The following is a 1,753-nucleotide window of genomic DNA, read 5'->3' as shown; positions in this document are numbered from 1 at the left end:
AGGGCTTGCAGAGAAATAACCCGTAGCTTCGGGGAGCTTCGTTCGTTGCTGTGGTATGGGCGTCATGGTGGAGACCCGGGACATGCTCGCGGCGAAGTTCGAGGTGATCTTCCCGCATCTGGACGAGCGGCAGCGTCGGCTGTTGATGGGCGCCGAGGCGCGGGTGCTGGGACACGGCGGGATCCGTGCGGTAGCGCGGGCGGCCGGCGTTCGGGAGGCGACGGTGTCGCTGGGTGTCGATGAGTTGGACGGGGGCGCGCAGCCGCTGGGTCGGGTCCGCAGGGCCGGTGGGGGGCGTAGACGGGCTGTTGAGGTGGATCCCGAACTGCGCCCGGCACTGCTGGCCCTTGTTGAGCCCGACGAGCGGGGGGATCCGGTGTCGCCGCTGCGGTGGACGACGAAGTCGACCCGCAAACTCGCAGCAGTATTGACCGGCCAAGGCCACCGGGTCAGCGCCGACACCGTCGCTGACCTGCTGCGCGAGGAGGGGTTCAGCCTGCAGGCCAACGCCAAGACCATCGAGGGCAAGCAGCACCCGGACCGCGACGCGCAGTTCCGCTACATCAACGAACAGGTCAAAGTCCACCAGGCCACCACGGACCCGGTGATCAGCGTGGACACCAAGAAGAAGGAACTGGTCGGCCAGTTCGCCAACGCCGGCCAGCAATGGCGGCCCCAAGGCGAGCCGGCCGCCACCCTCACCCACGACTTTCCCGGTGACAGCTTGGGCAAGGCGGTGCCGTACGGCATCTACGACCTGGCCGCCGACACCGGCTGGGTCAACGTCGGCACCGACCACGACACCGCCGCGTTCGCCGTCGAGTCGATCCGACGCTGGTGGAACACAGCCGGCCGCATCGACTACCCGCAGGCCCGACGGCTACTGATCACCGCGGACGCCGGTGGCTCCAACAGCTACCGCACCCGCGCCTGGAAAGCCGAACTGGCTGCCCTCGCCGTCCAGACCGGGTTGGAGATCACCGTGTGCCACTTCCCGCCCGGCACCTCGAAGTGGAACAAGGTCGAGCACCGGCTGTTCTCCCACATCACCCTCAACTGGCGGGGCCGGCCACTGACCAGCCACGAAGTCATCGTGCAATCCATCGCCGCCACCACGACCCGCACCGGGCTGCGCGTGCACGCCGAACTTGACACCAACACCTACGACACCGGAGTCCGCATCAGCGACCGGCAGCACGAGGCGCTGCCCGTGATCCGCCACGACTGGCACCCAGATTGGAACTACACCCTGCGCCCCGAGGCATACGAGCAGGTCAACAGCGCCCCGGACCCGTTCGACAAGCCCAGCCCCGACCGGGCCTGGCTACACCACCCGACCCTGACCGGACTACCGGCACCCGAGTGGGACGCCCTGATCGCCACGCTGATGACACTGCATGACCAGCAGCGAGAAACGAGCCTGCACACCCGACGCGGCCACCGCCCACGGCTGACCGCCCCCGGCACCGGCCGACGTCCCATTCTCACCCTCGCCGACCGGCTTCTCGCCGCCATCCTCCACCACCGACTCGCGCTGCCCCAGGTCACCATCGCCGCCCTGTTCCGAGTCCGACCCGAAACGATCAACAGACATCTGCGCGAGATCCGCCAACTCCTACAGCAGGCAGGACACACCATCCGGCCCAACCCACACCGGCTCGCCACACTCAACGACCTCAACGACCTCGCGACCGCACAAGGCATCACCACACCGCCAGAGATCAAGATGGCGTGTTAATGATCTGCAAGCCCT

General features: G+C 67.6%; 1 protein-coding gene. It reads left to right on the top strand.

Going from position 1 to position 1,753, the window contains the following annotated elements:
• Positions 1 to 55 precede the first annotated feature (55 nt).
• Positions 56 to 1,738, top strand: a complete 1,683-nt coding sequence (locus tag DLJ59_RS27285; RefSeq protein WP_244236261.1) for an ISAzo13 family transposase — start codon at positions 56 to 58, stop codon at positions 1,736 to 1,738.
• Positions 1,739 to 1,753 lie beyond the last annotated feature (15 nt).

This window comes from Micromonospora inaquosa (assembly GCF_003857055.1).
In the GTDB taxonomy this organism is placed as follows: domain Bacteria; phylum Actinomycetota; class Actinomycetes; order Mycobacteriales; family Micromonosporaceae; genus Micromonospora; species Micromonospora inaquosa.
This window is presented reverse-complemented; position numbering and strand designations above follow the sequence as displayed.